The organism is Levilactobacillus tujiorum (assembly GCF_012641185.1).
Taxonomy (GTDB): Bacteria; Bacillota; Bacilli; order Lactobacillales; family Lactobacillaceae; genus Levilactobacillus; species Levilactobacillus tujiorum.
On record NZ_JAAXLK010000014.1, the window covers coordinates 14,002 to 36,554 of the forward strand.

General features: G+C 50.6%; 17 protein-coding genes. 9 read left to right on the forward strand and 8 right to left on the reverse strand.

Annotated features, from left to right (window positions below; genetic code table 11):
• Positions 1-410 precede the first annotated feature (410 nt).
• Together HF569_RS07885 and HF569_RS07890 are read right to left on the reverse strand one after the other, a co-directional pair.
• A complete protein-coding gene (locus HF569_RS07885) occupies positions 411-1,154 on the reverse strand; it encodes a sulfite exporter TauE/SafE family protein (protein ID WP_168850170.1) in 744 nt (247 codons plus the stop codon).
• A 136-nt stretch (positions 1,155-1,290) separates the two neighbouring features.
• On the reverse strand, positions 1,291-1,992 hold the full coding sequence (locus HF569_RS07890; RefSeq protein WP_168901999.1) for an SDR family NAD(P)-dependent oxidoreductase: 702 nt from the start codon (positions 1,990-1,992) through the stop codon (positions 1,291-1,293).
• A gap of 169 nt (positions 1,993-2,161) precedes the next feature.
• On the opposite strand from HF569_RS07890, the gene HF569_RS07895 reads away from it, so the two are divergent.
• Together HF569_RS07895 and HF569_RS07900 are read left to right on the forward strand one after the other, a co-directional pair.
• The gene (locus HF569_RS07895) at positions 2,162-3,019 is read left to right on the forward strand and encodes an SDR family oxidoreductase (RefSeq protein WP_168902000.1); all 858 of its coding nucleotides are present in this window, start codon (positions 2,162-2,164) and stop codon (positions 3,017-3,019) included.
• A gap of 17 nt (positions 3,020-3,036) precedes the next feature.
• Positions 3,037-3,471 (forward strand): Rrf2 family transcriptional regulator, encoded by a 435-nt coding sequence (locus tag HF569_RS07900; RefSeq protein ID WP_168902001.1) that lies wholly within the window; start codon positions 3,037-3,039, stop codon positions 3,469-3,471.
• Positions 3,472-4,115: 644 nt separating this feature from the next.
• On the opposite strand, the gene HF569_RS07905 is transcribed toward HF569_RS07900, so the two are convergent.
• The 3 genes from HF569_RS07905 to HF569_RS07915 all read right to left on the reverse strand — a co-directional run bounded on the left by HF569_RS07905 (position 4,116) and on the right by HF569_RS07915 (position 8,021).
• Positions 4,116-6,431, reverse strand: coding sequence for a CDP-glycerol:glycerophosphate glycerophosphotransferase (locus HF569_RS07905; RefSeq protein WP_168902002.1), 2,316 nt, complete (start codon positions 6,429-6,431; stop codon positions 4,116-4,118).
• Between the two features lie 9 nt (positions 6,432-6,440).
• Positions 6,441-7,373, reverse strand: coding sequence for a hypothetical protein (locus HF569_RS07910; protein WP_168902003.1), 933 nt, complete (start codon positions 7,371-7,373; stop codon positions 6,441-6,443).
• A 285-nt stretch (positions 7,374-7,658) separates the two neighbouring features.
• The gene (locus HF569_RS07915) at positions 7,659-8,021 is read right to left on the reverse strand and encodes a winged helix-turn-helix transcriptional regulator (RefSeq protein WP_168902004.1); all 363 of its coding nucleotides are present in this window, start codon (positions 8,019-8,021) and stop codon (positions 7,659-7,661) included.
• 123 nt (positions 8,022-8,144) lie between these two features.
• Here HF569_RS07915 and HF569_RS07920 point away from each other — a divergent pair, with 123 nt between their 5' ends.
• The 3 genes from HF569_RS07920 (at position 8,145) to HF569_RS07930 (ending at position 14,784) form a co-directional block, all read left to right on the forward strand.
• Complete coding sequence (locus tag HF569_RS07920) at positions 8,145-9,347, forward strand: MFS transporter (RefSeq protein ID WP_168902005.1); 1,203 nt, start codon at positions 8,145-8,147, stop codon at positions 9,345-9,347.
• A 573-nt stretch (positions 9,348-9,920) separates the two neighbouring features.
• A complete protein-coding gene (locus tag HF569_RS07925) occupies positions 9,921-12,044 on the forward strand; it encodes a lectin-like domain-containing protein (protein WP_168902006.1) in 2,124 nt (707 codons plus the stop codon).
• Positions 12,045-12,627: 583 nt separating this feature from the next.
• The gene (locus HF569_RS07930; protein WP_168902007.1) at positions 12,628-14,784 is read left to right on the forward strand and encodes an L-type lectin family protein; all 2,157 of its coding nucleotides are present in this window, start codon (positions 12,628-12,630) and stop codon (positions 14,782-14,784) included.
• A gap of 405 nt (positions 14,785-15,189) precedes the next feature.
• On the opposite strand, the gene HF569_RS07935 is transcribed toward HF569_RS07930, so the two are convergent.
• The 3 genes from HF569_RS07935 to HF569_RS07945 all read right to left on the reverse strand — a co-directional run bounded on the left by HF569_RS07935 (position 15,190) and on the right by HF569_RS07945 (position 17,653).
• Complete coding sequence (locus HF569_RS07935; RefSeq protein WP_168902008.1) at positions 15,190-15,843, reverse strand: TetR/AcrR family transcriptional regulator; 654 nt, start codon at positions 15,841-15,843, stop codon at positions 15,190-15,192.
• Between the two features lie 191 nt (positions 15,844-16,034).
• Positions 16,035-16,301 carry a hypothetical protein gene (locus tag HF569_RS07940; RefSeq protein WP_168902009.1) on the reverse strand — a complete coding sequence of 89 codons (267 nt, stop codon included), beginning with the start codon at positions 16,299-16,301 and terminating at the stop codon, positions 16,035-16,037.
• A 401-nt stretch (positions 16,302-16,702) separates the two neighbouring features.
• Complete coding sequence (locus tag HF569_RS07945) at positions 16,703-17,653, reverse strand: aldo/keto reductase (protein WP_168902010.1); 951 nt, start codon at positions 17,651-17,653, stop codon at positions 16,703-16,705.
• A gap of 756 nt (positions 17,654-18,409) precedes the next feature.
• Between HF569_RS07945 and HF569_RS07950 the strand changes: the two genes are divergently transcribed.
• From HF569_RS07950 to HF569_RS07965, 4 genes are all read left to right on the forward strand, one after another.
• Positions 18,410-19,168, forward strand: coding sequence for an ABC transporter ATP-binding protein (locus HF569_RS07950; protein ID WP_168849713.1), 759 nt, complete (start codon positions 18,410-18,412; stop codon positions 19,166-19,168).
• 11 nt (positions 19,169-19,179) lie between these two features.
• Positions 19,180-21,000, forward strand: coding sequence for an FtsX-like permease family protein (locus HF569_RS07955; RefSeq protein ID WP_168902011.1), 1,821 nt, complete (start codon positions 19,180-19,182; stop codon positions 20,998-21,000).
• A gap of 38 nt (positions 21,001-21,038) precedes the next feature.
• Positions 21,039-21,410 carry a GntR family transcriptional regulator gene (locus HF569_RS07960; RefSeq protein WP_168902012.1) on the forward strand — a complete coding sequence of 124 codons (372 nt, stop codon included), beginning with the start codon at positions 21,039-21,041 and terminating at the stop codon, positions 21,408-21,410.
• 637 nt (positions 21,411-22,047) lie between these two features.
• Entirely contained in the window at positions 22,048-22,452 is a 405-nt protein-coding gene (locus HF569_RS07965; protein ID WP_168849711.1) for an iron-sulfur cluster biosynthesis family protein, read from the forward strand.
• Positions 22,453-22,553 lie beyond the last annotated feature (101 nt).

Below are 22,553 nucleotides of genomic sequence, written 5' to 3' on the forward strand. Positions count from 1 at the left end.
TAAGTCACTGTCTGATGGCACCCTTTTTGGCTTTAATTTTTGATTGCTTTGAGTTAGAGCACTAATGGTTGAGCGGTTTAATTCTTGCTTTATCTGGTCGCACTCCGGCTGGCAGGGATTCTAACTACGGTTTATTGGAGCAGTAGTTGAGAGGAAAAAGTCGACAGCCTTCGTGTAGCCGTGAGTGAGTTAAATTTGAGCTCAGCAGTGGGATTTACCAAGTGATTTTCTTGGTAAATGGCGTCTTTGAGACGTGCTCTTTCGGCTCAAAGCGAGGCTCGAGACCGTTCTGTGGCTCGGGCCGTCCTCCCCACAGCGCTCCAGCTCAAATTTGACGAACGGTAAGGCGTAAGAACCACTGTGACTGCTGAGACTGACGTGACTGGAATTTTTGAACATTTACCTCGTGATTAAAACACCATTTTGAGAGCCATGAAGATGATGAGCACGCCCATAAATGGCTTGAGATACAGATTTAATTTCTGAGGGTCAGCGTGCATCAACAGCCGAGGAGCACAGAAGGCGCCAAGCATTGCGCCGATCAGGAGACTAATCCCAATTCCCCAATCGACATTGTTCGCTGACATGTGGAAGATGAGGCCTACAAAGGTCGTGCCGACCAGCACGTAAGCTGAGGTGGCGGCAGCGGGAATCATATCTAGGCCCAGGACCAGTAGGCCGGCGATGATGGGACCGCCACCGGATAATCCAGCGACACCAACCATAAGACCGCTCAGAACGCCATAGCTAGCTGCCGCTAAACCTTGGTGTTGGCTCGGTCGGCTTTGGCGGTGACTAAAGCGTTTGACTAAGATCTGCACGCCCAACAAGAAGAGAATAATGGCGACCAGCCAAGTGTAGATTTTCAGCGGAATATAGGGTGAGAGTAAGGCGCCGACAATGGTGGCCGGAATAGCCGCAATCAACATTTGATTGCCGACCTTAAAGTGGATTTGGCCGGTTCGGTAATGTCCGTAAGCGCCCACAACGAGGGAGGGAAATGCGGTGAAGAGGGAAGTGGCAGCGGCGGCTCCTGGTGCGAGGTGGAAAACGGTTGTCAATAACCCAAGGTAGATCGCGGCCCCGCCACCACCGGTTGAGATCACCAAGAGGCCTACTAGAAATCCTGTTACGAGTAATACTAACCACGTCATTTATGTTGCATCTCCTATCTGTTTTCCAGTGTACAAGTCGTGGTGGAGACCGTCAATTTTATAGTAATAATCTGAGCGGCGACAAAAAAATACCCTAGCTCACTTTCTAAGTGAAACTGGGGCATTCGAGGCAAAGTTAGAATTTCACTGGGACGATGACGCCGTTGACGTAGCTCGCGGCATCGGAACATAAGAATAATGCCGTTTGGGCGATTTTATTTCCATTAGGCGTAGTCGGCACGGCGATACCGATGGGTGACGCGGCATCCTTATTCCCTGGGGCGATAGCATTGGTCCGAATGCCGGCGTTCTGGTACATGAAAGCCGTATTCTTAGTCAGTCCCACGACGGCATGTTTGGAGGCAGCGTAGGCCGCGCTGGCCCGATCACTCGTTTCACCTTCGACAGCGGCAATGTTTAGGATCACACCGGCGCCCTGAGCCGTGAACCGTTTTAACGCTTCACGAGTGGCTAACATCACGCTGGTGGTGTTGACCGTCATCACCCGGTCCCATAACTCATTCGTCAGGGTATCCGCAGGAGCGAGTTTATCCAGCATACCAGCGTTATTGACCAGAATATCGAGGTGACCATACTGATCGATGGCCAGCTGAACCATGGCGGTGACTTCCGCATCTTGGGTGACGTCAGTGACGGACGCGATGGCTGTGCCACCAGCGGCTGTAATCTCGTCGACTACGGCATTCACGGCCGTAGCGTTACTATCGGCAGCGACAACTTGAGCGCCCTCTTTGGCAAATAATTCGGCAATGGCTTGGCCCTTACCGGAACCAGCACCAGTGACGATGGCGACTTTCTTAGTTAATTGTTGAACCACGTTACTCACTCCTTAGCGAAACTATTTTTGGGATTATCTATCTCAATTTCATTATAGTCGTTTCTGCGTGAGAAACGTGGTGATTTATCAAATACAAGTAAAATTCGTTGACGCGTGATTCTACTGGTGTTATTTTAAAAGTAACAACAAAGCGGAGGGAGTTTTGAACATGAAATACGTTGTCACAGGGGCCACTGGTCATCTAGGCAGTCAGATTGTGTGGGCGTTAGCACAGTTAGTTTCACCACGGGAAATCACGCTGGGTGTACACACGCCGTCTAAAGCTGCGGATCTTTCACAACGGGGGATGACGGTCCTGCCGTTGGACTACCGTGAAACACAGACGGTCGCGGCAGTTTTACAAGACGCTGACGTGGCTATCTACGTTCCCAGCAAGAGTCATGATAGTTTTAGTCGGGTCACGGAATTTGAAAATGTGATTGCGGCGGCAGAACGGGCCCACGTGGGGCATCTGATCGTGATGGGCTTTATTGCTGATCAAGCCAATAATCCATTCGACCTGTCAGCCTTTTACGGCTATGTGCCACGCCGTTTGGCTGCCAGCAACCTGAGCTATACGATTTTACGAAATGCGTTGTATGCCGATCCGTTGGTGCCTTATTTGCCAGAATTGATTGAGCGGCATAACGTGATCTATCCCATGGGGGACGCGTCACTGAGCTTCATCAGCTTGGCAGACAGTGCGGCAGCGTTTGCCAAAGTAGCGGTGACTCCGGCCTTATGGCGGCAGTCGACCTACACGTTGACGCAGCAACGCTCCTACACCATGCCAGCTTTGGCCGCAGTGTTGAGTGAGGTTGCGGGACAACCGATTGGCTACGCGCCCGTGACGCTGAGTAAATTTGCGGACCTGTACAACCAGGGCAACGAGGGTCACATGCTGGCGTCGATGTATGCTGCAGGAAGCCAAGGCCTGCTGGCGACGGTCACGGATGACTACGTTAAAATCATGGGACATCCTGCACAGACCTTACCCAACTTTCTAGCGGCTAATGTCACTAAATAACTAAGGGAGTGATCAGCATGCGGTATTCTCACAAACTCAGTTATGCCGTCCACATTCTGGCGTACATCGTGATTTATCATGACGGTGATTTGTCGAGTACGGCGATTGCGGCCAGCGTGGAATCAAATCCCGGCCTAATCCGGCGGTTGATGGCGGCGTTACGGACAGCGGGGCTGTTAGCAACTCAACGCGGCACGGCCACACCAACGTTGACGCGTCAACCGGCCGAGATTTCGCTGTTAGACATTTATCGAGCGGTTGAGCCAGCTGATCAGCTTTTGCATATTGATGATCGCACCAATCCGCAGTGTATCGTGGGTGGTAACATTCAGGAGACGTTGCGTGGTGCCTACGCACAGGTGCAGAAGGCGGCTGAACGGGAGTTGGCAACGATCACGTTAGCTGCGGTGATTGATGATATTTGGTGGCGCGAGCAATCAACGACTGGATAAGCTATCAACTGCTATGGCTGAAGTGACAAGGGTTTTAGTCTGAAAAATAGTCTAAACCCGTCACCTGCGGCTGGCAGAGATTCCGCCTGCTGTGGGGACCGCCTGCGGCCTGAGAAGCGGTCCTCCGGCTCGGTTTGAAGCTCGGAAGTTCGCCGATCTCCAAACACGTCCCACGCTGTAAGCCGAAAATCGGCTAACACCGTCGATACAGCTGGCTCCATCTCTGCCCTCCTCCGGTTATGTTAGCCTTTGATTAGCAAATTGGTTTAATCGCTTGGTACATCGGCACTTGGCAAATATAGATGACAATATTTATGTAGCCGAGAGTGAGCTGAATTTGAGCTCAGCCGTGGGATTTACCAAGTGGGTTTCTTGGTAAATGGCGACTTTGACACGTGTTCTTCGGGTCAAAGCGAGGTTAGAGACCGCTCTATGGCTCTAGCCGTCCTCCCCACAGCATTCCAGCTCAAATTTGGCGAACGGCAAGGCGGTAGAGATTATCTGTTTGTCTATTTTTCAAAAGCGTAATGCCGCGGCCTTTACAGAACCCTTTTAAGCTTCAACTTTTAGATGATATTAAAAAAGACCACTAAACCGATGATTGACGTCATCAGTCTAGTGGCCTTACTGGTTAAATAGCGAAGTTACTTCAAGTCAGACTCATTGAAGAAGGTCTCGACCACGCGTTGCGAAGCGTGACCGTCTTCCCAAGCGTTGAAGCGCTGACTGAACTTGGCGTAAGCCGCCGCGTAGTCCTGCGTGACTTGTGGGAGGTGGTGGAGGGCATTCAACACGTCATCATTGGTCTTCAACAGCGGTCCCGGCAGGTCCTTCTCCATATCGAGGTAGAAGCCCCGTAGGACACTCCCGTACTTTTCGTAATCGTAAACGAAGTAGAGAATCGGCCGTTTCAGGATCGCATAGTCGAAGAAGACACTGGAGTAGTCGGTGATCAGGACATCGGAAATCAAGTATAGTTCCGCGATGTCGTCGTAGCTAGATTCATTGTAAACGAAGTCCCCGAAGCCAGTGGTGTCGAGGTGCTCAGTGATAAAGTAGTGGGTCCGTAGAACCAGCACGTACTCATCGCCCAGCTCACGCTTCAGTCGATTGATGTCGAGTTTCAACGTGAACTTGTAATCCCCAACGCCATAGTAATCATCGTCACGCCAAGTCGGGGCGTAGAGGATGATTTTTTTGTCTAGGGGAATCCCGAGTTTTTCCTTAATCTGGCGCGCGCGGTCATCGCGGTTCGGTGCGCTGAGGATGTCGTTGCGGGGATATCCCGACTTCAACATTTTAGCGACGGGATACATGAAGGCGTGCTCGAAGACGTCTACGGAAAATTGGTTCGCGGTAACTAAGTAGTCCCACTGTCGGGATTGCTGGAAGAAAATCTGTTTGTACAGCGGGTTGGCACTCGCCACGTTATCCATATCGAAGACCAGATGCTTGAGGGGTGTACCGTGCCAAGTGGCGAGAAACTTCGTGCCGGGACGCTTGACGAACCATTTCGGTTGGCGCATGTTGATCACTTGAAATTTAGAAGTGGCCAAATAGTACATATACCGCCAGCCAAAACGTTTAACCACGGTCGTATGCGGTTGGCCCTTCGGCATGCCAGTGACCCCCGGGTTAGAAATCCAGACGTGCTTAAATTGACCAGGATAATGGGCTTGCAAGTAATTGTAGACGGCCTTAGGGCTATCCGAGAAGTTGCGGCCCAGGAAGGATTCGTAGAGAATCGTCTTAGATTTGATGGGCAGCTTGGTGAACCACCACGTGTAAGCTAACCGGGTAATTCCCCGTCCGCGGTGCTTAATGACCCGCCCTAATTGGCGTAAATGAACAATGCGGTTAATGGCGTGCCGCGGGTAGACCGGTTGCCGCCGAATCCGCGTTAAGATGTGGCGACTCAGCATGGAGATTTCGCCCAAGGCTTCATCATCGACCAACTGTAAGAACTGGTGAAGCTGCGTCATAAAGTTGGGGATGTCGACGATGGTGGCGGAATCAACGGTCTCGCTGGTTGCTAGAGCCATGTACAAGAAACGGTGGAGACGGTAGAGGCAGTAGCGACTAAAGGCCAAGTGCAGGTCGGGATCAGTGATAGCGACGAGACTGTTCTGCCAGGCTGCCACGCGTTGTTGCCATCTGTCCGGGACATCGAGCTGATGCACGGAAGGTTGGTTGACGGGATCATTGTGTTTGACCCGGATATAGGTGGGGTTGGCTAACCGGACGTAGGCTGTGGTGCGCGCCATGACTTGGGTGAGAAAGGTGTAGTCTGGATAAAGGGCATTGGTTTCATCGAAGCTTAACTGGTTATCTTGGACCAGTTGGCGGTTGATCACCTTACCCGTAATCTTGAGTTGACGATTAAACTGTTCCCACCGATTAACCCCAGCATTACGCGTAAATTTATGTTCCAGCCAGTTGAGCGCTGCCGGGGCCACCGTGGTTGTCGGGGTTAGCTGCCCTAACACGACAGTTTCCAGGTTCAGTGCGTGGTTCTTGGGTTGACGGCGTTTGGCACCGCCCCATTTAGGCAAACTATCCGGCACGTTGGTCTGATCCTGGCTGGCGACAAAGGAAGTGTGTGGCTCATAGGTTGGAAACTGATAGAGGTCAGCAAGGGTGTCCGCTGGCAGTGGGTCAATCGCAGCCAGTTCAGCTAAGGCATTAGGCGTGAGGTAGTCATCGCTGTCGATGAAGACGAGCCAATCCCCAGTCGCAACTTGGATGGCGGCGTTGCGCGCGGCCCCCAGCGTTTGGCCGGTGAAAGTGATTTGATGAACCGGAAAGGCCGTTTGCCAGTCAGGGGTGGTTAAATCTAAGGGCGTATTTAACGCGATGAGCCACTCAAAATCTTGGTTGACTTGCATCGTCAGATTTTGCCGCAACGCCAATAGTTGGGGTAATTCTGCCGATTGACAAGGAGTAATAATACTAAATTTCATGAGTGCCTCCTAGTAGAACAGCTGGTGAGCAACGCGAGGGGACAGCATGTGCAGTAGTCCCAGGCGTGACCAGCGGTGAGTGGGGTGCAGCGTCCGTTGCTTGATACGGGCTAAAAGCGCCAGGTGTGCGGAACGGGAGAGTTGCTTGTGTCCAGCGGTCGTCAGTAGGGTATTCAGTTGCCGTTGGAAGTAGTCCGCGTAAACGGGCTGCCACATGACGTCTAGCTTGGTAGCGTCAATCGCTTCTAATTCGTTGAGCCAGGCAATGGGGGTGGCTTCTGCCCACATCTCGCGCTGGAGAGTGGGAACGTGTAGCCGGACAATATCTGGCGCTTGACGAAGAACCGCGAAGGCTTGGGCGGCCGAACACAGTGGTAACGTCGGCGTCAACAATTCAGCCGGCAGGAGAATCCCAGTTGGCCGAATACGTTGCGTCAACAGGCGACCGTTTTGGAGATTCGTTTGGACGCTGTAACTTTGCAGGCTCCACAGCGTGATTAACCGTTCGGTGGCGTCGTCGATCGTGGCGGACGTGAGTTGCCGATAGGTCTGTTGAAGCATCGATTCCTGATGATCGGCCACGTAAGCCATGATTTGATCGTCTAATGGGGTCGATGTATCAAAGGCAGCTAGGCTGATGGGACTACCGGGATGTTTAGCCATAACTTGGGCCCATTGCTGCAGGGCACCCGGTAGTAGGTGATCCGTTTCGCGTAAATTAATGATGTAATGGTCTGCGGTTAACGTAGTTGAGTGTTGGTTAATGGTAACTTGCCAGTCAGTAAGTTGCTGTTGCTGAGCTGCTGTAAGCGTTTGCCCCGCTGGTAACTGCAAGTTAAAAGTTGCGGCTGCAAAATTCTGCTGTGTGAACTCCCCGACTAGTGTGGTTAGACACGACCAGTCCAGCTGATTTTGCGGCACGACATTGATTAAAATGTGCATGTTTTTCCCTTCTCCGATGAAGTATGTAGCTGATAAATGAAACCTGACAGAGCTATAACTCACATATTATACCGGGTTTGTAAGCCCGGTGCACGACTTATTTAAAACTTGGTTGAAAAACTTAACCTTTAGAGTCATTGATGATCAAAAGACCATGATTTTACCGGATAGGCGTTTGACTTAGCTAGTTAGTGTCACTGTTTCTAGTACCATAAAAATAACGGCAGTCAAAAAGGTCCCACCAAATTCATCACGAATTTGGCGAGACCTTTTTGACGTATTCACTTACACATCATCCCGACTCAGCAAGGTGATGGATTCACCGCTAGCTTGGCGTCGGTCGATATTATCTTCGCCCCACACGCACAGCTCGTGGAGAATGCCAGATAATGATTGGCCGTAGTCCGTGAGCGCGTAGTCGACACGGGGTGGGACCTGTTGGTAGACGTGACGGGACACGATGTTGGCGGCTTCCAGTTCGCGCAGTTGTTGGGTTAACATCTTCTGCGAGATTTGGGGGATAGCTCGGGCCAACTCGCCAGTACGCATGGTATGGTGCCGCAAATGGCAGAGAATAATCGACTTCCATTTACCGCCGATGATTTCCATCGTGGCTTCGACACCAATGTGATAAGTTTTTGTGGGCATAAAACGGCCTCCTGACTGATGGTTACTTTTTGGTGGGTAGGGCACTTTAAAGTGGGTTCTTGTTCTAAAGTTCTTAGCCAGTATAATCAATATTTATCGAGTTCGCAATTCAAGGAGGTCATTATGACAAAAAAACTTTCACCAACTTTTACATTACTGGCATTGGCCGTGAGCGCCTTCGCCATTGGGTCCACTGAATTTATCAGCGTGGGATTAATTCCCTTATTGATCCAAAGCTTCCACGTCAGCTTGGCACAGGCGGGGCTGACAGTCTCAGTTTACGCACTAGGCATCATGGTCGGCGCACCCGTCATGACCTTACTGACGGGGCAGATCAACCGGCACACATTGATGGTCATCATCATGTTATTGTTCATTACAGGAAATTTAGTGGCGGCTTTTGCCCCAGCCTTTAGCGTGTTACTAGCGGGACGGGTCATTGCGGCCTTAGCCCACGGCATCTTCATGACGGTGGCATCGGTGATTGCGGCAGATGTCGTCGCGCCATCTAAACGGGCGTCGGCCATTGCCGTCATGTTCACGGGCTTGACGGTTGCCACCGTAACGGGGGTTCCGCTGGGCACCATGATCGGCCAACTAGGTGGTTGGCGGTGGTCGTTCATCTTTATCAGTGTGATCGGTCTGATCGGCTTAATTGCCGACTACCTGTTGGTGCCGCGCAACCTGCCATTACCTAGCAAAGCAACTGCCCGTGGCATCTTACGGGTGCTGGGTAATCCCCAGATTGTCTTGGCGCTATTGGTCACGGCGCTAGGCTACGGTGGAACTTTTGTGGCTTACACGTATCTTTCACCGTTGCTGGAACAACGGATGGGCTGGTCTAGCAGTGCGGTGGTGGTCATTCTGGTCGTTTACGGACTGATGGTTGCCATTGGCAATACGCTAGGCGGTCGGTGGGCCAATGCTAAGCCGTTGGCGGCGCTACTGAAGATGTTTACGGGATTATTTGCGACGCTGTTGGTGTTAACGTTGACGGCGAATAGTCAGTGGCTAGGCCTGCTGACGGTTCTCGTGATGGGATTCTTTGCCTTCATGAATGTTCCGGGCCTGCAGCTGTACATTGTCCAACTAGCCGAGAAATACACGCCAGCAGATATCACCATGGCTTCGGCGCTAAATATTTCGGCGTTTAATGTCGGCATTGCCCTAGGATCGGGGATTGGCGGCCAAGTAACTAGTCAGGTTGGCCTGGGTTGGACACCACTCTTTGGTGCGGGCATGGTTGCCATTAGTATTGTCCTGACGATCGGGTTGATTCGATTGGCTCGGCCTTCAAAGTTCTTGATTCGCAAGTTCAATCACTAAAACAGACAATATGGATAGGACTGTCGCCTTGCCGGTCAGCAGATATGGGCTGGATCGGTGCGAACACAACTTGAAGTCTCGAAAGTACCGAGTCTCCAAGCTTGGTTTTCTACTAAGCCAGCAAGAAGAGCACTTACTGACTAAGTAGAACGACGCGCCTGAGCCCATATCTGCTGACCTCACGGCTGACATAGTGCCTTTAGCTGACTGAGATAATGCCTATCACGGTTGCTATCAGTTGAATGGAAACTACTCTAATTCCTACTCGAATAAAACGCAATTGGAGTCGAGAGAGATTAGAGCTGATAGCCGCAGGTGACTGGTATTGACAATTTTCAGTCCATTACTTTAGCCACTCAGCTCCTGAAAATTTTCAACGTTTGGACCATTAATTTAATCTCTTAAAATGACACGGCAGGGTAGTAAATACGCTGTCGTTTTATTTAACCTCAAATGAAATCGCTAACATTAGTGAGTGAATATTTAATTATTTGTATTCAGATTTTTTTATACCGTCAACTACCGTAAGCTTGTATAATTTGTTTTGAGCTAAAGCAGATTAGGGGGATTACAGTGAAGAAAGTCACTTTTTTAGCGTTGTTGATAGGGGCGCTGTTTTTCTGGGGACAGCCCACGCTTGCTCAGGCAGATGGTGAGGCTGATTTGGCCCACGCTATCGCGACGGCGCCACGCGGCATTCCGTTAGATCACGTCTTTACGACGGACATTCCCGGGTCGGCAACTAAGTTATTGGATTCGCCGACGGTCCCTAAATCAATTGCCCAAATTACGCCTGAAGTGCCCAACCAAGTGGGCGCAATTTGGTCACGGATGGGGACGGGCGAACAACGCAATCAGTTTAACCTAAGTAGTGAAATGAAAATGGGGTTCTGGTTTTATTTCGGTAACAAGGGGGATGCTGCCGGCGAGGGGATGGCCTTTGTGGTGCAAAATTCACCTGACAAAGACAAAACGCTGGGACTAAGTGGTCAATCGTTAGGCGTCTGGGGGTTGGTTAGCACTGGCGATAAGGAGAAGTCAGCGACCATTGCCAAAACTGCGATTCAAAAGAGTTGGGCGCTGGAACTGGATACGCACGCTAATGCAGACTATCGCGATTTAACGGGGTATTTTGATGGGGCGCGTGCTACGAGAAATAATCCGCACATTGCGTATGCATCACCGGCGGATAAAGATTATTACGTTAATGTTCCGGAAGCCGGAGTGGGTCGAAGTGGAAACTATACGTTGCGACACTACCACGCGAACCCGCTCGTGCATGGTGCGGATGGAAACTGGCATCATTTGACGATGATGTGGCATCCCGCCAGAGAGTACTTAGAATACTATTATGATGATATCGATCCGGTGACAAATGAGCAACGAGAGTGGTTTAATTCTGATAGTTTTCACGTAAAAAAAGATGATATCACAGCTGGTGAACAGGATTTGACCAAGGTTTTCTGGGGGATCACGGGTTCCACCGGACCACTTAATACATCGAATAACCTCGTGATGATTGATCATTCATCATCACTGGGAAAGGTGACCACTGCGGTTCATTTGGATAATAAGACCCAGCAGAAAGAAGTTATGGCGGGAGACAAAGTGGCGGCTGGGGATCAGCTGACTTATCGCTACGAGTTCGACTATCAACCAACAGAAGATGAACAGGCGCTGGCGCCATTGACGATGACCATGCCAGTACCAGAAGGCTTGGCCGTGAGTCAAGGACGGGTGACCTACGATGATCATACGGAAGATCAGATTGGCCCACCCCAGGATGGACAGCTGAAGATGACGTGGTCCAAATCGCTGACCAAAAATCGGCATCACGCCACGGTCACACTGACTGGACGGGCGTTGCCGGCGCTGCAGACGACGACTCGCCCCGCGGCCATCGCGAACTTTTACGGGGATAATTATCAGACGAGTCTAAAGGCGCCGGAGTATCAGGTGGCTGGTGGCCTTTACTTGCAGCTAAAAAACTTGGGGGATGATGTGCAGGTGGTGAAACGCCACGAAGCCGCGACGGTCAAGGTGCGTTTACAAAATGGGGATCTACCATTAGAGCCCGCCGTAGTCGCGCAGTACCCGTTGCACATCAAACTAAACGGCGCGGTACATTCGCTGGCGGAGTTCGATGGTCAACTCAGTGGGGATACGTATCAGCTGCGGCTACCGGGAAAGGTCTTGCATGAGGGTGAGAACACGCTAGAATTACAGGCAACCGATGGTGACAAGCAGTCTAATAATGTGAGCATTTCACTAGTCCAATCACCGGGCACCCTGAGTTTTGAGCAAGTTCCGCAGAAGGTTTCCTTTGCGTCGGGGACCTTGACTGGACAGAAGCTGCAGCTGGGACGAAATCATGATTGGCAGCTGGCCGTTCGAGATGAACGGGGCCCGCAAAAGCATTGGCGGCTCCAGGTGGCTTTGCATGAGGATTTCATGACGGACGCTCACCGAGAGTTGCGGGGAGAACCCATTGTGATTAAGTCCGGCGCGTTGCAACAGCCGGTTGATCCAGCGGGGGCCACCGTGATCGACAAGCAAAGCCAGAGTGATAGTGAAGTGACTTGGCTAGAAGATGAGCTGAAGAAAGAAAAGATGGATATTCTGTTGGCGGTTGCGGCGGATGCGCTGCACGGACAGTATTCGGGAACCTTACAGTGGACGCTGACCAACGCAGAGTAGCCACGATATTAGCCGAAAAATTAAAGATGAGTTGCGTCTGGGGCTAGTCCTCAGGCGCTTTTTTAATTGGTCGCTAAAGGTTGAACGATAAAAGGGTTTTGTAAAGGCTGTGGTATTACGCTTGAATGATTGAAAAATAGATATTTTCTACCGCCTTGCCGTTCGCCAACTTTGAGCTGGAACGCTGTGGGGAGGACCGTTTCTCAGGCCGCAGGCGGTCCCCACAGCAGGCGGAAGCTCTGCCAGCCGCAGGGAACGGATTTAGACTATTCTTCAGACTAAAATCCTGGTCACTTTAGCGTTGGTAATGACTTTAGTTCGTTCCACTCTAAGTCGATCCGCTAGTGATGGGGCTTAATCAATGCTGACTTTGCGTGGCTGGTCAATTTTAACCGCTGGGCCTTCGGAAAACGCAACGGCTGGCAGAATTGAGAAACCTTGATACGACAAGGATTCTAGTTGTTCACAATTATATTTCACACAATTAATTGGCGAACTTGCTGGTTTAGGGTTTTCAGCGTCGATTTCTTCGGTATAATCGCTTAGCGAGTGTAATTCGAGAACATACGGGAGGAAAACGAAAATGCGCCGATTATTAATTGTTTTGATGTTTCTAGGAATTGGTTTGCTGGGTAATCAGCAAGCCCAGGCTGCTGGGGTGGCGTTGGATGAGGATATGCAAGCGGCAGTGAAGACTGCGCCGAATGGGATGACGCTGTCGTCGCTATTTAATACGAATGGTATTGATTTCTCAGCCACGCAGCTGGTGGATGGGCTGGTCACCAAGCAATCGATTGCCCAGATTACGAATGATAATATCCAACCTAGAGCGGAACAAATCGGCGCATTTTGGTCACAAGCACAAGGCGAGACCGCTGCTAAGATTGATTTAACGCAGAATACCCGCTGGTCCTTTTGGATGTACTTTGGGAACAAGCGGACCAACCTTAGTTCGGGGATGGCGTTTGTGCTTCAAAACGATGACGAAGCGACCAGTGCGATTGCCAATGCTGGTAAGGGCCAGTCGCTAGGCGTATGGGGTGGCGATGTGAACGGCTACCTGTCCGCTGATGGCTTGGCCAAACGTGCGGTTCAGAACAGCTGGGCGTTGGAGTTTGATACGACCGTGAATAACTCACCGAGCGTTGGTGCGGGGAGTTACTATGACCATGACAGCATTCCTAGCCAGGGGCCACACATTGCGAGTGGTTACCCGGCGCAGGCCGCGACGTATAAGCAAAATGGGACGAAGAACCGGTACTACTATTCGCTCAATCACCACCGTCCGCAGTTAATGGCGCATCCCGCAGATGGTCATTGGCGCCACGTGACGATCGACTGGCAAGCAAAGGGGAGTCGCTTATCCTATGCCTTCAACGATCAAGATCCACAGACGCGCCAGACCAAGCGGCCAGAGGTGAAGGATAGTCTGGCGATTGATTTAACCAAGCTATCACCGGATGGCCGGACGCCCGCCAAGTCCGCGACGTGGGGCATTACCGGATCGACGGGACGGCGAAATAGCGCGAACCAATTGGTTGTCTTAGACGAAACGCCGCGGCAATTGCGGTTTGCGACTTCTGCGAAGACCATGGTGATCCAACCGACGGCGGCGAAACGTCAGCTTAAGGAAGGCGATACCGTGACTGCTGGGGAAAAATTGCAGTATGATTTGCAAGCTATTGATGAGCGGCCCACGCAACGGGGATCGCTGACGACAGTGACAGCGCTATTGCCCACCGCTTCTGCCATTAAACGATTGAACGGCGAGTTTTCGCAGGGGGGCGCGACGCCATTATACACGTTCAATCAGAACGAATTGTTGGCGGATCGCGTGGAAACTCGGCTCAGTCAGCGGGTCTTTACGACGGCTCAGCCGAATTTACAATTTTTACTCAATACTGAGGTTCAGGCAATGGATCACGATACCTACGTGCCGCCCCGCAAGGTCGTCTTCGCCGGACCGGATCACTTTGTGGAAGTTAAGTCGGTGGGGTATACGGTCAAACGTAAGCTCAACTTGCAGTTGAAGAACTTGGGGGAAGACACGCTGAGTTTTGAAAAGGGTGAGGATGTTGAGCTGAAGGCGCAGTTAACGAATGGCCGGCGACCGTTAACGGCGGAGATGCTGAAGGAAAGTCAGATTCAAGTCAACGTTAACAAGATGTCCTTTACCTTTAAGCAGTTGAATGGGAGCTGGCAGGGGACTCAGGGCGAGTTTCGCTTGAAAGTACCTAACTGGGCCTTGAAGGAAAAGACCAATCAGATTCAGATTGAAGCGACCAACCGTCAGGATAAGGCGGAACCGTTGAAAGTTGCAGCAACCCAACACTCAGGAGACTTGGCGTTTGAAACGGTACCTTGTCACTGTAGCTTTAAGGGCGAGCTGACGGGCGCTAAGCAAATGATTGCGCGTGATAAGGGCTGGCAACTACAGGTACGCGATGATCGGGGTACCGGGAGTTCGTGGAAATTACAGCTGAGCGTTAGCAAGTCATTTACGACCACCAGTGGGAACCAGCTGAGCGGTGACATGGTGTACTGTTGTGACGGCACGACTAAGACGTTGGGGACAGAGCCGACCGTGATTGAGCAACAGACGACCAAGCAGGATGATGAAGTGACCGACGTTGCGGGACATTGGGGTGCCAAGGAAGGCGTCTTGATGGCGGTTGATGGAGATGCGGTCGCGGGAGAATACCAGGGCGAGCTGCTGTGGCAATTAACCGATGCTCCATAATGGACTATAGATAACCGCCTTACCGTTCGCAAAATTTGGGCTGGATCGCTGTGGGGAGGACGGCCAGAGCCACAGAGCGGTCTCTGACCTCGCTTTGAGCCGCAGAACACGTCTCAAAGACGCCATTTACCAAGTAAAGCACTTGGTAAATCCCACGGCTGAGCCCAAATTTGGCTCACTCACGGCTACCTTGATAGTCAAGAGGACGCTGTCGGAACTGTAACTACGGCTCTTCTCAAAGTGGAATACTTGTGTTGGTGATGGTGGCAATCTATCTTTTACCACCGTAGACAAAGTTTGGTGTGAGAACTTTAATGGTGGCTTAGTAAATAAAATAGTCCAGTAGAGTCGGAGGACAAGCGTTTAATCCAACTTTACTGGGCTATTTGCGTACTTAGAACCGAATTATTCTGGTTGGAGAACCTTTTCGAGCTCTGCCACCATGTATTTCGCTTCATCGGCATCGCGCCATTCCCGGTCGGGAAACAGGACGTAGCGGTCGAGAATATAGCCGGCGATGATCGAGGCGATATACCGGAAAATCATATTGAAAGGCCAGTCAATAATCAGGTGATGTTTCTGCAGGTGGACGACAGTATCTTCAAATGACCCGATGAATTGGGCCCGCGCCACCACGATAAATTCTTGCCGGAGGTCTTCGTTGTAGAGGAGCTCACTGAAGAACACTTTGATCGCATCCTGATTGGCCTCAACAAAGGCCATCCGGTTCTTCACGAAGATCACCAGAAAGTCGTGAAGATTAGTGAACGGCTGACTCAGGGTATCCTTTTTAAGTTCCGCCGCAATATCTGGAATAATTTGTTGAATAACGGGTTCCAGCGCCGCGCGAAGAATATTCGATTTAGATTTGAAATGTTTGAACATGGTTCCTTCAGATTGGTGAGCCGCAACCGCAATCTGATGGGTGCTGGTGTTGGCATAGCCCTGCTTGGCAAAGAGCTGAATACTAGCAATGAGCACGTCTTTTTGCTTTTGGGTCAGTTCCTTCGTTGCCTGAATGGTCGCGGGAAATTGGTCTAAAATTTTATTGATCGACATGGTGCAACCCCCTTTGATTTAAGACTGATTTCGTGACTAAGTTTAATTTTAACAGCCTAACGCCAAAATACCAACGAAACGGTAGATTGGGTAGGAAAGAATGGGGGAACAAGTTTAGAAAAATTGGCATTAAAAATCGGGCATGCTCGCAGTCATCCCCGGTCTTTAAGTAAAGTGCTCAGATTATTCATTTAATGTGCCTGTGCAGTTGTGCTCCTGTATGCAAAGTAGAATTGGGTGATCGCGAGGATAACGTTAATCCAGTTGACCGCCGTGAACCAGCCGGTCAGACCAGCCGCACCACTGACACCGTAGAATACCCAGAAGCCGGCAATAATAGCAACCACGTTGATCCAGCCGAACCACTTCATTAATTCCCGGTTTGTCGTTGCCGTGAAGGTCCAAATCCCGTTGATAACTAACCAAATAGCAAGAATCCAAAATGTTATGGTAAACATATTAAAATCCCCTTTCTAGTTATCGAGCGAGTAATCACTCGCCCTTGATTACAACTACAGTGTACCACCATTTTAGAAAAGTACAACCCCTATTTTGACTTTTTTGGAAGCCTTTTCGCAGGCCGCTAGATCAGTGGTATCGGGAGATTTTTCAACGCCTAAGGAAGTGCAAGTTTCTAAAATAGAAACAGTTGAGCCGTCGTACTAGATCGGTTAGCCTCGCAGTCACCGCCAATGGGTTTTTACTGAGTGGTTTGCGCTGGTATCGATGGAGGCTAACGGTCGCAGATTTAGTTAAGTGGGTAGGGTAATTTTGTGCGTTTGATCAGAAAAAAAGAGACCGGGCAGACGCGCCGATCTCTAAGTGAACTTAATTAAAATGTTGTGACTACTCGACGAACTTAAGGTAAATCATTGCCAGCCGCCAAGTAGACATCGTACCATTCTTGCTTCGTTAAGGTGACGTCAGCGCCGGCTGCACTGTCCTTGATGTGAGTTGGATTCATCGTGCCGAGTAGAACTTGAATGTTAGCGGGGTGCCGGAGAATCCAGGCCACCGCAATCCCGTTTTTGGAAACACCGTATTTGTCGGCCAGATCTTGCAGAACCTTGTTTAATTTAGGGTACTTCGGATCGTTGATGAACATCCCCGCAAACAGCCCGTATTGGAATGGAGACCATGCTTGGATGGTGATGTGCTTGCGCCGGGCAAATTCTAGCATGCCGAAATCGTTGTGGGTTGGCACGTCACCCATGTTGACGTGGAGACCTTCCGTGACCATGCCAGCGTGAGCCGCGCTGAATTGAAGTTGATTGAACATTAATTTCTGGTCAACGGCTTCTTGAACCATCAGGTATTGTTGAACGTTGAAGTTGGATACCCCAAAGTGGCGGACCTTTCCTTCGCGTTGTAATGTGTTGAAGGCGTCGGCAATTTCAGCGGGGTCCATCAAAGGATCTGGCCGGTGGAGTAGGAAAGCATCCAAGTAATCGATGCCCATCCGTGAAAGAATCTGATCGACCGTATCAATTAGATGCTGCTTACCGAAATCGTACCGTTGGCCAAAGACCAGGTCATCGTGACTCCGGTTAGGGTCGACGATAATGCCACCCTTGGATTGAATGTAGAAGTCATCGCGGGATAGCCCAGACGCTTTAAGCGCTTGACCAAAGACTTCTTCGGACTTGCCGTTGACGTAGATATCGGCGGAGTCAATGTAATTGATTCCGGCTTCGTGGGCGGCTTGCAGTGCTTTGACGGCAGCTGCTTGATCCAGCACGCCCATGCGCATGATACCTAAAGCAACAGCAGATGCTTGCCAGTTACTGCTACCTAGTTGCAGTTGTTTCATTGGAAAAACTCCCTTACTTCAGATTTGACGCTTACAAAGTTAATTGTACAACGCCCGGCCCTAAATTTCTCGTTAGGACATCTGCCAAGTGTCACACTACCGATAAAAAAGGTTGTCATGGGTAGCTTTGCCACCTGCGGCTGCCAACGATTCCGGCTGCTGTGGGGACCGCTTGCAGCCTGAGGAGCGGTCCTTCAGCTCGGTTGGCAGCCTGACCAAGTCCGTCAGTCTCCCAACGCGTCCCACGCTGTAAACCGAGTGAGAGACCTCGGTCAACAGCGTCGACACGGCCGCCTCCATCATTGACCTCCTCCGGTTACGGAAGTATCTCACCACGATGCTTGCTTAAACCATGCTGGCTTATGTAAATCTACCCATACTCACCAATGTAGCCGTGAGTGAGTCAACTTTGGGCTCAGCCGTGGGATTTACCAAGTGGTTTGCTTGGTAAATGGCGCCTTTGAGACGTGTTTCTCGGCTCAAAGCGAGGTCAGAGACCGCTCTGTGGCTCTGGCCGTCCGCCCACAGCGTTCCAGCCCAAAGTTGGCGAACGGTAAGGCGAGTGGAGCAGCCGCAGGTGGAAGTTTTAACAGAGATGGCGAATAAATAAAGCGGTGCTGAACGCGGGGCGTGGCAAGGATTGGGCGAGTTTGATCAGCTGTAATTATGAAAAAAACATTGACAATTGACCCTGAACCATTATAGTTAGTTACACAAGTAATTAACCAATACACTGAAGAGCGGGGGAATTTTAAAATGGCAACAAACACGGTAGTTGATGTACACAACTTAGAAAAAACGTATGGTAAAGCTAATGAACGACAATATAAAGCCTTGAAGGGGCTGAACTTTACGGTTGAAGCGGGCGAATTCGTTGGGATCATGGGGGCCTCTGGCTCAGGGAAGACGACGCTGCTGAATATGTTGTCCACGCTGGATGTCCCGACTAAGGGGGACGTGGTGGTCAATGGTCACGACGTTACGAAGATGCGGGGCAACCAGTTGGCGGATTTTCGGGCCCAAGAAGTCGGGTTTATTTTCCAAGACTTTAACTTACTAGAGAGCTTGACGGCGGAAGAAAATATCGGCTTGCCCCTGGCTTTGAAGGGGACTGCTTCTCGCGTGATGGATCAAGCTATTCACGAAGTAGCCGAGACGCTATCAATCGCTGATTTATTGTCGAAATACCCCTCAGAATTGTCTGGAGGCCAGAAGCAACGGGTGGCTGCGGCACGGGCTATCGTGCATCATCCGGCTATTCTGATGGGAGATGAACCCACGGGAGCGTTGGATTCCACGAGTGCGCGGGAACTACTGGACCTAATGACGACGATTAATGAGAAGCAACATATGTCGGTCCTGTTAGTCACGCATGATCCGTTCTCCGCCAGTTTCTGTCAACGCATTCTGTTCATTAAGGATGGTCAGATTGGCTCAGAGATTAAGCGGGGTGACCAAGATCGAAGTGCCTTTTACCAACAGATCTTAAACGAACTGGGCACGTTCAACGAGTAGGGGGCAACAAAATGTTAGGAAAATTAGCACTAGCTGGTATCAAACACCGGCGTCGAGATTATTTGGTATTGCTGGTAGGTCTGACGATGTCAGCGGCCATCTTTTATATGTTTGCCAATCTCGCAACCAATCGCGCCTTTATTAAAGCCAACGCTGTGGTCAGTCAGGCCTCATTGATCTTTGGTTTTGGCGCCGCTCTATTGATTCTGATTACCGTGGTCTACATTATGTACGCCAATAGTTTTCTATTGAGTATGCGCCAGCATGATTATGGCTTATTCATGATGCTGGGCGCGACCAGAAAGCGGGTTGGCGAACTGGTCTTCTTAGAGACTTTAATCTTAGGGACCTTAGCCACGGCCGTGGGGATTGTGATCGGCCTATTGATGAGCCAATTCCTGGTGGGCTTCTTGTTAGATATGCTGGGGTTACACCTCGCACACCTCTCAGCCTTTTATTTGCCGGCCATCATTGCGACGGCGGTGCTGTATGTGGGGCTGTTTATTTTGGCCTCGCTGTTCAACTTAATCCGGTTGACCCGCACGACCGTTTTGAAATTACTACACACGGATGAACAGGCTAATCAGCCTAAGAATCATCCCTTCCGACAAGCGGTGTCGGCCATCTTAGGGATTGTCTTGCTCGCAATTGGCTACTGGGCGTTGGCAGCAATCAAAGCGTTACAAGTGGCAGCGATTCCGATAGCCTTAGTGACCATTACGATTGGGACTTATTTACTCTTTCGGGCGACGATTCTGGTCATTATTCAGGGCTTGCGGCGGACTAAGTGGGCGAGAAAACACCTCAATGGCTTTTTGCTAGGCCAGTTGAACTTTCGGGTATACAATTACACCCGCATGTTGACGATCGTGTCGTTGTTATTTGCCATGGCGCTGGGTGCAATTACGGTGGGTTCCGGTTATCACCGACAATTGCCCATGATGGCGAATAGTCTCGGAACCTACACCATTGCGGTTCATGATAAAACTGCGCAGGAACAGAAACTGATTGACCAATTAAATGTTAAGCATCAAGCGACTTATACGCAGAAGCGTCACGGCAAGGTGGTGTACTACAATGCCGCGGAACTTAAGCAACAGCCGTTTGAATTGAACAAGGGCACGACCGAAGCCAAGTACCAAACGCACCCAAAGTATTATAACGAGTCGCTGAAGAAGTTTAAGCAGAGTGGGAGTCAAAGTCTAGACTTCTTAAGCTTGGCTATTCGCGGTGAACAGGGCTTCTTTGCACCCAAGATTGTGAGTGCGCAGCAATTTGCTAAGCAACCGGGGAAGACTGTGACGGTAACGACGGTGCGGGTCAAGGATATGGATCAGGATAAACAAGTCTTGAAACAACTGAATAAACTAGAATTGAAGCGCTTTGCCCAACCAGCAGAGATGACGGTCGGCAATTACCAGTCTTACGAGTTGATGAGTGGTTTCTTTGGCGGACTGGAATTCATGGGCTACTTCCTAGGGATTGCCTTCTTGGCAATGTTAGCGTCCTGCTTAATGTTTAAGATTCTTTCAGGCGCGCCTGGCGATCAGCGACGGTACCGGATGCTTTACAAAGTCGGGGTACGCCACAGCCTGATGCGCCACGGGATTGCTAAAGAAATTGGGATTTTATTCTTAATTCCTGGTATCATGGGAGTAATTGATGTTCTGTTCGGACTCCAAATGTTCAAGCCACTGATGCAAAGCCCGATGAGTCCTTATTTAGGTATCGGGAGTATCTTTGCCATCTTTATTGGGCTATATGCGATTTACTACGTGATCACATTGACGTTGTACTGGCGGATTGTCTTACCGAAAGCGCCGACTGATTAGTCGACAGAACGACTTCACAAAGAATGTGGGAAAGTAAAATGAAATTTAATTTTGATAGTCCGGAACCGATTTACCTGCAGGTCGCCGAACAAGTTGAAGAGGCCATCTTCACGGGCATCTACCGGGCGGGCGAGCAGGTGCCGTCCACGACAGAAATGTCCAAAGAATTTCATATCAACCCAGCAACAGTGCTCAAAGGGATCAATCGGCTCGTTGCGGCGGGGGTCATTGAGAAGCGCCGTGGCGTGGGGATGTTCGTGACGGCAACGGCGGAAGCAACCATTCGCGAGAAGCGGCGGGCGGAGTTCTATGACCGTTACGTCAGTCGCTTCACCAGTGAGGCCCGCAAGCTCAACCTATCTGAAGCTGAAGTCATCGCCCTGATCAAGCGCGGCTACGAGGATAACTGACAAGCACCAAACTGTTTGGAGCGTTATGCCTGCTGGATCACCTGCGGCTGCCAACGATTCCGGCTGCTATGGGGACCGCCTGCGGCCTGAGAAGCGGTCCTCCGGCTCGGTTGGAAGCCTGACCAAGACCGTCAGTCTTCCAACACGTCCCACGCTGTAAAACGAGTGCCTCGGTCAACAGCGTCGACACAGCTGCCTCCATCATTGGCTTTCTCCGGTTACATGACTGTTCTGACAACAGTTTGGCAATTGTCAATGTAGCCGTGAGTGAGTCAAATTTGGGCTCAGCCGTGGGATTTACCAAGTGGTTTGCTTGGTAAATGGCGCCTTTGAGACGTGATTTGCGGCTCAAAGCGAGGTCAGAGACCGTTCTATGGCTCTGGCCGTCCTCCCCACAGCGTTCCAGCCCAAAGTTGGCGAACGGTAAGGCGGGAGCTGTGAGTATTTTCTGCAAGGTGCAGTGAGAACAATTAGATAGATGCAACAGAAGTAACGCGGTGCGGTCGTTGGTGATGACGGCTGGCCGCGTTTTTTTAGTGGCGTAAGTCGCTTTGTTTTACAAAACGTGGAGATCACGGTATAGTTAATTGTGCACAATTGATTGGCAGTTGGTTGGCAAGAAAGAGGGAAATGCATAATGGAAATGACAATTAAAGATGCAGCAAAGGCGTACTTGGACGCAAACGTTCAGCCCGGAAGTATTTTATTACTGACCACTGATGACGGTTCGAACCGGTATTCAACGGTTGGGGGTACCTGTGCTATCGGGGATAAATTCCAATTTGTCGCCTTGACCGCTGATGATCCCGACTATGATATTGCCGTGACAAACAATGCCGGATTGACGATCAAGACCAACGCCGACACCCAGTTGTATTTGAGTAACGGCCTGATTTTGGACCGGGTCTTTAATCAACTGTCCTTACGCGACGACAGCGGTGTCTTAGACAGTGCCGTGGGTCTGGTGACGTATACGGCGGAGGAAAAGTCTAAATTAGATTTAAAGCAAGAGATGCAAACACTCGGGACGCGGATCTGCTAACCGAGTCAAATAAGTGTGAATGTAGGAGCCCGGATGGTTTAGTCCGGGCTTTTTTAGTTTCCAGAGGGGCAATGCCCAACCGTCTTCCCATTTCCGATGAC

Bases quoted from the DNA above. Each gene is read 5' to 3' on its own strand.
- HF569_RS07885 (WP_168850170.1), bottom strand. From the start codon at position 1,154: ATGACGTGGTTAGTATTACTCGTAACAGGATTTCTAGTAGGCCTCTTG.
- HF569_RS07895 (WP_168902000.1), top strand. From the start codon at position 2,162: ATGAAATACGTTGTCACAGGGGCCACTGGTCATCTAGGCAGTCAGATT.
- HF569_RS07900 (WP_168902001.1), top strand. From the start codon at position 3,037: ATGCGGTATTCTCACAAACTCAGTTATGCCGTCCACATTCTGGCGTAC.
- HF569_RS07905 (WP_168902002.1), bottom strand. From the start codon at position 6,431: ATGAAATTTAGTATTATTACTCCTTGTCAATCGGCAGAATTACCCCAA.
- HF569_RS07910 (WP_168902003.1), bottom strand. From the start codon at position 7,373: ATGCACATTTTAATCAATGTCGTGCCGCAAAATCAGCTGGACTGGTCG.
- HF569_RS07915 (WP_168902004.1), bottom strand. From the start codon at position 8,021: ATGCCCACAAAAACTTATCACATTGGTGTCGAAGCCACGATGGAAATC.
- HF569_RS07920 (WP_168902005.1), top strand. From the start codon at position 8,145: ATGACAAAAAAACTTTCACCAACTTTTACATTACTGGCATTGGCCGTG.
- HF569_RS07930 (WP_168902007.1), top strand. From the start codon at position 12,628: ATGCGCCGATTATTAATTGTTTTGATGTTTCTAGGAATTGGTTTGCTG.
- HF569_RS07935 (WP_168902008.1), bottom strand. From the start codon at position 15,843: ATGTCGATCAATAAAATTTTAGACCAATTTCCCGCGACCATTCAGGCA.
- HF569_RS07940 (WP_168902009.1), bottom strand. From the start codon at position 16,301: ATGTTTACCATAACATTTTGGATTCTTGCTATTTGGTTAGTTATCAAC.
- HF569_RS07945 (WP_168902010.1), bottom strand. From the start codon at position 17,653: ATGAAACAACTGCAACTAGGTAGCAGTAACTGGCAAGCATCTGCTGTT.
- HF569_RS07950 (WP_168849713.1), top strand. From the start codon at position 18,410: ATGGCAACAAACACGGTAGTTGATGTACACAACTTAGAAAAAACGTAT.
- HF569_RS07955 (WP_168902011.1), top strand. From the start codon at position 19,180: ATGTTAGGAAAATTAGCACTAGCTGGTATCAAACACCGGCGTCGAGAT.
- HF569_RS07960 (WP_168902012.1), top strand. From the start codon at position 21,039: ATGAAATTTAATTTTGATAGTCCGGAACCGATTTACCTGCAGGTCGCC.
- HF569_RS07965 (WP_168849711.1), top strand. From the start codon at position 22,048: ATGGAAATGACAATTAAAGATGCAGCAAAGGCGTACTTGGACGCAAAC.